The sequence below is a fragment of the Pseudomonas sp. GW821-FHT03A09 genome, assembly GCF_059421065.1.
In genome coordinates, this window is the sequence record NZ_JBWKUX010000017.1 from 122,922 (window position 1) to 130,450 (window position 7,529).

The following is a 7,529-nucleotide window of genomic DNA, read 5'->3' on the forward strand; positions in this document are numbered from 1 at the left end:
TGCATTGCGATGGCGGTGACTATTCCAGCTGGCGATATTGGCGTGGTGTGAACCCGGTGGACGCCTTGAACTGGCGGGTAAATGCACTGTGATCGGTGTAGCCACATTGCAGCGCCACGTCGGTGATCGGCAACTCGGTATGCAACAAGCGATGGGCATGTTCCAGGCGGACTTTCTGGATCATCTGTCGGGGTGTGAGGTGGAACACGCGTTTGCAGTAGCGTTCCAGCTGCGCCACGGAAATCCCGGCGATTCGGGTCAGCTCGCCCAAGGTGACGCGCCGGTTGAAATGCTGGCGGATGTAGTCATCCACGGCGGCCAGGCGCTGATACGCTGGGTGGGTTTCGCTGGCCGATTGCAGGTCGACGGAAATGCCGGCCAAGCCGATGATCTGGCCTTGATGGTTATACAACGGCCATTTATGGGTCAGGCACCAACCGGGTTCGCGAGTGCCGTAGAGGTGCAATTCCAACTGGTCCTCAAGTACGAAGCCCTCCTCCAGCACACGCCGGTCCTGTTCGGTATAACCCGGCCCGAGTTGCGCGGGGAAGACTTCGGCGCTGGTCTTGCCCAACAGCGGTTGCAACTGTTTGAGGCCGCAGCGTTGCACCAAGGTACGGTTGGCGAGCACGTAGCGGGCGTGCACGTCCTTGATGAAAATCGTGGCGTTGGGGATCACATCCAGCATCGGCAACAGCTGCGCCACACCGCTCAACAACTGTTCGATGCTCTCGGGGCGATGGGCCTCGCGCCCTTGGCACAGGCTGGCGAACGCAGTGTGCAACATGGGATAGCCTCCGGTTTTTTCGAGCAGATTGCCCCATGCCCGAGGCGCTGTCGAGCACAGAGAATTGTGCCGAATTCGTCATACTCACCTGCGCAAAACATCAATCACCACGCCCTTGATGGGTTCAGGATAGCGCCACTGCATGCCTATCCAATAACTCACAAGAAGGCGCCGCCATGTCTGCTCAAGGCAAGTTCAAGAAACAACTTTCACTGATGGACCTCACCTTTATCGGGCTGGGCGCCATCTTCGGTTCGGGCTGGTTATTCGCGGCCAGCCATGTGTCTGCCATCGCCGGTCCTGCGGGGATTTTCTCCTGGTTGCTGGGTGGTTTTGCAGTGCTGCTGCTGGGCATTGTGTACTGCGAATTGGGCGCCGCATTGCCCCGCGCCGGTGGTGTGGTGCGTTACCCGGTGTACTCCCATGGCCCATTGCTGGGTTACTTGATGGGTTTTATCACCTTGATCGCGTTTTCCAGCCTGGTGGCGATTGAAGTGGTCGCCTCGCGCCAATACGCGGCGGCATGGTTTCCCGAGCTGACCAAGGCGGGCTCCAGCGACCCGACCACCCTCGGCTGGCTGATACAATTTGCCTTGCTGTGCCTGTTTTTCATCCTCAACTACCGCAGCGTGAAGACCTTCGCCATCGCGAATAACCTGGTGAGTGTGTTCAAGTTCATCGTGCCGCTGTTGGTGATCGGCGTGCTGTTCACCTTCTTCAAGCCGGCGAATTTCCAGGTGCATGGCTTCGCACCGTTTGGCCTGTCGGGCATTGAGATGGCGGTGTCGGCCGGTGGTGTGATCTTTGCGTACCTGGGCCTCACGCCGATCATCTCGGTCGCCAGTGAAGTGAAGAACCCGCAACGCACGATTCCGATTGCGCTGATCCTTTCCGTGTTGCTGTCCACCGCGATCTACGTGTTGCTGCAAACCGCGTTCCTCGGTGGCGTGCCGACGGAAATGCTTGCCAACGGTTGGGCCGGGATCAGCAAGGAACTGGCGCTGCCATATCGCGATATTGCCTTGGCGTTGGGTGTGGGTTGGCTGGCGTATCTGGTGGTGGCCGACGCGGTGATCTCACCCAGCGGCTGCGGCAACATCTACATGAACGCTACCCCGCGTGTGGTGTATGGCTGGGCGCAGACCGGCACTTTCTTCAAGATCTTCACCCGCATTGACGAGAAGTCCGGCATCCCGCGCCCGGCGCTGTGGCTGACCTTTGGTTTGTCGGTGTTCTGGACCCTGCCGTTTCCGTCCTGGGAGGCGCTGATCAATGTGGTCTCCGCCGCGCTGATCCTCAGTTACGCCGTGGCCCCGGTCACCGTCGCCGCGCTGCGTCGTAATGCGCCACAGATGGTGCGCCCGTTCCGCGTCAAGGGCATGGCAGTACTCGGCCCGCTGTCGTTCATCATCGCCGCACTGATCGTGTACTGGTCCGGTTGGAGCACCGTGTCCTGGCTGCTTGGCCTGCAAATCCTGATGTTTGTGGTGTACCTGCTGTGTGCTCGCTGGGTGCCGACCGCGCACCTGAACATCCAACAGCAAGTGCGTTCGTCGGCCTGGCTGATCGGTTTTTATGCGGTGACCATCCTCCTTTCCAAGCTCGGCAGCTTCGGTGGCATCGGCGTGATCAGCCATCCGTTTGACACGCTGGTCGTCGCCGCCTGTGCCTTGGGTATCTATTACTGGGGCGCTGCCACCGGCGTACCGGCACACCTGGTGCGCCTGGAAAACGAAGACGACGAAAGCGAAGCCGTCAGCGATTCGCACTACAGCGCCCCACTGTCCCCGGCTACCCATTGATGGAGCGCTCTATGAAACGCCTGCACGTTATCGACTCCCACACCGGCGGTGAACCTACGCGCCTGGTCATGGACGGTTTCCCTGAATTGGTCGGCAACACCCTCGCCGAAAAACTCGAACATTTGCGCACCCATCACGATCAATGGCGCCGCGCCTGCCTGCTGGAACCCCGTGGCAACGATGTACTGGTCGGCGCGCTGTACTGCGAACCGATCACACCCGGCGCGACCTGCGGGGTGATCTTCTTCAATAACGCCGGCTATCTCGGCATGTGCGGCCACGGCACTATCGGCCTGGTGGCCTCGTTGCACCACCTGGGCCATATCGAACCGGGTGTGCACCAGATCGACACGCCGGTCGGCCCGGTGGCGGCCACGCTGCATGCTGACGGCGCCGTAACGGTGCGCAACGTACCCGCTTACCGCTATCGCCAGGGGGTCCCGGTCGATGTGCCTGGGCACGGCGTCGTGCGCGGCGATATCGCCTGGGGCGGTAACTGGTTTTTCCTGGTGTCGGACCACGGCCACCGGCTGCAGATGGATAACGTCGACGCCCTCAGCGACTACACCCGCGCGATGCTCAAGGCCCTGCAGGCCCAGGGCATCTCTGGCGCGGATGACGCGGTGATCGACCATATCGAATTGTTCGCCGACGACGCCCAAGCCGACAGCCGCAACTTCGTCATGTGCCCTGGCGGCGCCTACGACCGTTCGCCCTGCGGTACCGGCACCAGCGCCAAGCTCGCGTGCCTGGCCGCCGATGGAAAACTCGCGGTGGGTGACACCTGGGTGCAAGCCAGCATCACCGGCAGCCAATTCGAAGGTCGTTATGAATGGGACGGCGAACACGTACGCCCGTACATCACCGGCCGCGCCTACATGACCGCCGACAGCACCTTGCTGATCGACGCGCAGGACCCTTTCGCCTGGGGCATCTGAGCCCCCACTTACTCAACTGAACGGAGCTAAAACAATGAGCGATAACATCTTCACCGGTTGCATCCCCGCGCTGATGACCCCGTGCACCCCAGAACGCAAACCTGACTTCGACGCACTGGTTGCCAAAGGCCGTGAACTGATCGATATCGGCATGAGCGCCGTGGTGTATTGCGGCTCCATGGGCGACTGGCCGCTGCTCACTGAAGCCGAGCGCCAGGAAGGTGTGGCGCGCCTGGTGGCCGCTGGCGTGCCGACCATTGTCGGTACCGGCGCGGTAAACAGCCGTGAGGCGGTGGCCCATGCGGCCCATGCGGCCAAGGTCGGCGCCCATGGCTTGATGGTGATTCCACGCGTGCTGTCTCGTGGTGCCAGCGCCACGGCGCAAAAGGCCCACTTCGCCGCGATCCTCAAGGCGGCGCCCAACCTGCCCGCGGTGATCTACAACAGCCCTTACTACGGCTTCGCCACCCGTGCCGATCTGTTTTTCGAACTGCGCCGCGAACACCCGAACCTCATCGGCTTCAAGGAGTTCGGCGGCGGTGCCGACCTGCGTTATGCAGCGGAAAACATCACCTCCAAGGACGATGACGTGACCTTGATGGTCGGTGTCGATACCCAAGTGGTCCATGGTTTCGTCAACTGCAACGCCACCGGCGCCATCACCGGCATCGGCAATGCCCTGCCGCGGGAAGTGCTGCAATTGGTGGCCCTGAGCAAACAAGCCGCCAAGGGTGATGCCAAGGCGCGGCGCCTGGCCCGTGAGCTGGAAGCGGCGCTGGCCGTGTTGTCGTCCTTCGATGAAGGCTGCGACCTGGTGCTGTATTACAAGCACCTGATGGTGCTCAACGGTGACCGGCAATACGCCCTGCACTTCAACGAAACCGATGTGCTCAGCGATGCCCAGCGTCGTTACGCCGAGAACCAGTACGCGTTGTTCCGCCAGTGGTACGCCAACTGGTCGGCCGAACAGAACCTCGCCTGACCCTTTCGCGCCGCCGTGCCTGCCACGGCGGCCAATCCCTTTTTTAACAGGACGACCCCATGACTCTGACGGGCAGTATGCTGATCGGTCAACACGCCGTGTCTGGCCATCGCGAAGCGATCCGGGCCATCAATCCCGCCACCGACACACCGCTGGAACCCGCCTACCACGGCGGCAGTGGCGAACACGTCGAACGGGCCTGTGCCCTGGCGTGGGCGGCGTTCGACATCTATCGCGAAACCTCCCTGGAGGCTCGCGCTACCTTTCTCGAAACCATTGCCGACCATATCGAGGCGCTCGGCGATGAGCTGATCGAACGCGCCGTGGCCGAAACCGGTCTGCCACGCCCACGCATCCTTGGCGAGCGAGGCCGTACCTGCGGGCAGTTGCGCACCTTCGCACGTACCGTACGGGCCGGTGAGTGGCTGGATGTGCGGGTGGATACTGCCCAGCCTGAACGACAACCACTGCCTCGGGCAGACCTGCGCCAACGCCATATACCGCTCGGGCCGGTGGCCGTCTTCGGCGCGAGTAATTTCCCGCTGGCATTCTCGGTTGCGGGTGGCGATACCGCCTCGGCCTTGGCGGCCGGTTGCCCTGTCATTGTCAAAGCTCACGGCGCCCATCCAGGCACCAGCGAGTTGGTGGCGCGTGCATTGGCCCAAGCGGTAAAAGCATGCGGTTTGCCCGAGGGCGTGTTTTCGCTGCTGTACGGTTCCGGCCGCGAAGTCGGTATGGCGCTGGTGAGTGACCCACGCATTAAAGCCGTCGGTTTTACCGGCTCACGCAGCGGTGGTATCGCGCTGACTCAAGCTGCCCAGGCACGGCCAGAGCCGATTCCGGTGTATGCGGAAATGAGTTCGATCAACCCGGTGTATCTGTTTCCCGCCGCGCTGCAAGCGCGTGCGCAAGGTCTGGCCCAAGGCTTTGTCACCTCACTGACCCAAGGCGCCGGGCAATTTTGCACCAACCCTGGCCTGGTGATTGCCATTGCCGGAGAGGCACTGGAGCGTTTCATCGGCACGGCACGGGAGCTGCTTTCGCCATGCGCGGCTCAGACCATGCTGACGCCCGGTATTTTCAGCGCCTACTCGGCTGGCGTGGGAGCATTGGCCGGTCATGCCGAGATCGCCGCACAAGGTTTACCGGCCGACGGCCCGAACCAGGGCCGGGCGCATCTGTTCGTCGCCCAGGCCAGCGCCTTCCTGACGAATGAGCACCTGCAAGCCGAAGTGTTTGGCGCAGCGTCCCTGGTGGTGGTGTGTGCCGACGCGGAGGAAGTTCGCCAAGTCTCGGAGCACTTGGAAGGCCAACTCACGGCCACTTTGCATCTGGATGAAGGCGACTTGGAGCACGCCAGGCTTTTACTGCCCATCCTGGAGCGCAAGGCGGGTCGCTTGTTGGTCAATGGCTGGCCGACCGGCGTGGAAGTGTGTGATGCCATGGTCCACGGCGGGCCGTTCCCGGCCACTTCCGACTCGCGCAGCACATCGGTGGGTACTGCGGCGATCCAGCGGTTTTTGCGGCCGGTGTGTTACCAGGACTTCCCCGATACGTTGCTGCCCCAAGCGCTGCGCCAGGACAACCCCTTGCTGCTGCGACGCCTGCTCAACGGCCAGAGAGAGGCCTAGGCCATGTCCGACACCCATACCGCCGATATCGCCGTCATCGGCGCAGGCATTATCGGCGTCGCCTGTGCCTTGCAGTTGGCGCGTCAGGGCTACCGCGTCGTGGTCATCGACCCGCAGGCGCCGGGGATGGGCGCCTCCTATGGCAACGCCGGGCACTTGGCGACGGAGCAGGTGTTTCCGATCGCCGATGTGTCGATCCTCAAGCGCCTGCCGGCCATGCTGATGGACCCTATGGGGCCGCTGCGCCTGGATTGGAAATACCTGCCCCGTGCCCTGCCCTGGTTCGTGCGGTTGCTGCTGAACCTGCGCCCGGCCAGTTACCGGCGTACGGTGGCGGGTATCCGTGCACTCAATGAGGCCAGCCTGGGTGCATGGCAACGCTTGTTGCATTCGATCGAGCAGCCGCAACTGCTGCGTGAGGACGGCTCGCTGCTGGTGTTTGAGCGTACCGAATCCCGCGCAGCCATTGAGGCGTTGCAGCAACGCATGCAACAGCAAAACGTGGCAGTGGATTTATGGTCGGGCGATGCGGTGCGCCAAGCAGCGCCGCAGTTGAGCGACGATATCCAAGGGGGGCTGTTTTTTCCAGGCACCGGGCACTTTATCGACCCCTTCCAAGTGGTCGGCGAGTTGGTCAAGGCCGCCAAGGTCCAGGGTGTGCAGTTCATCAAGCAGCGCGTTGTGGATGGGCGTGTCGAGAACGACGGCGTCTCGCTGATGACCGACCACAGCGTGGTGACGGCACGCCAGGTGCTGATCGCGTGTGGTGCGCACTCGGCCCGGCTCACGGCTGCGTTGACCGGCAAAAAAGTCCCACTGGATACCGAACGAGGCTATCACTTGATGCTGCCCCAAGAACGAGATCGCCTGCCGTTTGCGGTCACGTCCCTTGAGCGCAAGTTCATCATGACGCCCATGGCCGGCGGCCTGCGCCTGGCCGGCACGGTTGAGTTTGCCGGATTGGATCGTCCCGCCAATATGCAACGTGCCTGGCAATTGCACCGTTTGAGCCAGGGCTTGTTTCGGCACGACCTGAGTGCGCAAGGCGCCACGCCCTGGATGGGGTTTAGGCCGTCCCTGCCCGACTCGCTGCCGATCATTGATCGGGTATGCAACGGCAAGGTGTTGCTTGCGTTCGGTCATCAGCACTTGGGGCTGACACAGGCGGCGGTTACGGCGGAAATGGTCGTGCAACTGCTCAAGCCTGAGCAGTTGCACCTGGGTTTACCGACTCAGGGAGCCTATCGTTTGGATCGTTTCTAAAAAGCCTGTGGGGGATATCGAGCTTTAGCGAGGCTGCGAAGGGGGCGGCACTGCCGATGAATAGTTCGCCTGTGCCGCCGCCTTCGCAGCCTCGCTAAAGCTCGACAGCTCCCACAGGAGATTGGC

6 protein-coding genes are annotated in these 7,529 nt (G+C 62.3%); 5 read left to right on the forward strand and 1 reads right to left on the reverse strand.

From position 1 onward, the window contains the following. Positions 1 to 19: 19 nt before the first annotated feature. Positions 20 to 787, reverse strand: a complete 768-nt coding sequence (locus tag AC07V4_RS24915; RefSeq protein WP_492638398.1) for a PAS domain-containing protein — start codon at positions 785 to 787, stop codon at positions 20 to 22. 176 nt (positions 788 to 963) lie between these two features. Between AC07V4_RS24915 and AC07V4_RS24920 the strand changes: the two genes are divergently transcribed. Genes AC07V4_RS24920 through AC07V4_RS24940 form a run of 5 tightly spaced genes read left to right on the forward strand, consistent with a single transcriptional unit; the run spans position 964 to position 7,403 of the window. Further along, positions 964 to 2,589: an APC family permease gene (locus AC07V4_RS24920; protein ID WP_492638397.1), complete on the forward strand. Its 1,626-nt coding sequence runs from the start codon at positions 964 to 966 to the stop codon at positions 2,587 to 2,589. Positions 2,590 to 2,600: 11 nt separating this feature from the next. Beyond that, entirely contained in the window at positions 2,601 to 3,527 is a 927-nt protein-coding gene (locus AC07V4_RS24925; RefSeq protein WP_492638396.1) for a 4-hydroxyproline epimerase, read from the forward strand. Positions 3,528 to 3,561: 34 nt separating this feature from the next. Next, positions 3,562 to 4,509, forward strand: a complete 948-nt coding sequence (locus AC07V4_RS24930; RefSeq protein WP_492638395.1) for a dihydrodipicolinate synthase family protein — start codon at positions 3,562 to 3,564, stop codon at positions 4,507 to 4,509. 59 nt (positions 4,510 to 4,568) lie between these two features. Then, on the forward strand, positions 4,569 to 6,140 hold the full coding sequence (locus AC07V4_RS24935; protein WP_492638394.1) for an aldehyde dehydrogenase (NADP(+)): 1,572 nt from the start codon (positions 4,569 to 4,571) through the stop codon (positions 6,138 to 6,140). A gap of 3 nt (positions 6,141 to 6,143) precedes the next feature. Further along, entirely contained in the window at positions 6,144 to 7,403 is a 1,260-nt protein-coding gene (locus AC07V4_RS24940; protein WP_492638393.1) for an NAD(P)/FAD-dependent oxidoreductase, read from the forward strand. Positions 7,404 to 7,529 lie beyond the last annotated feature (126 nt).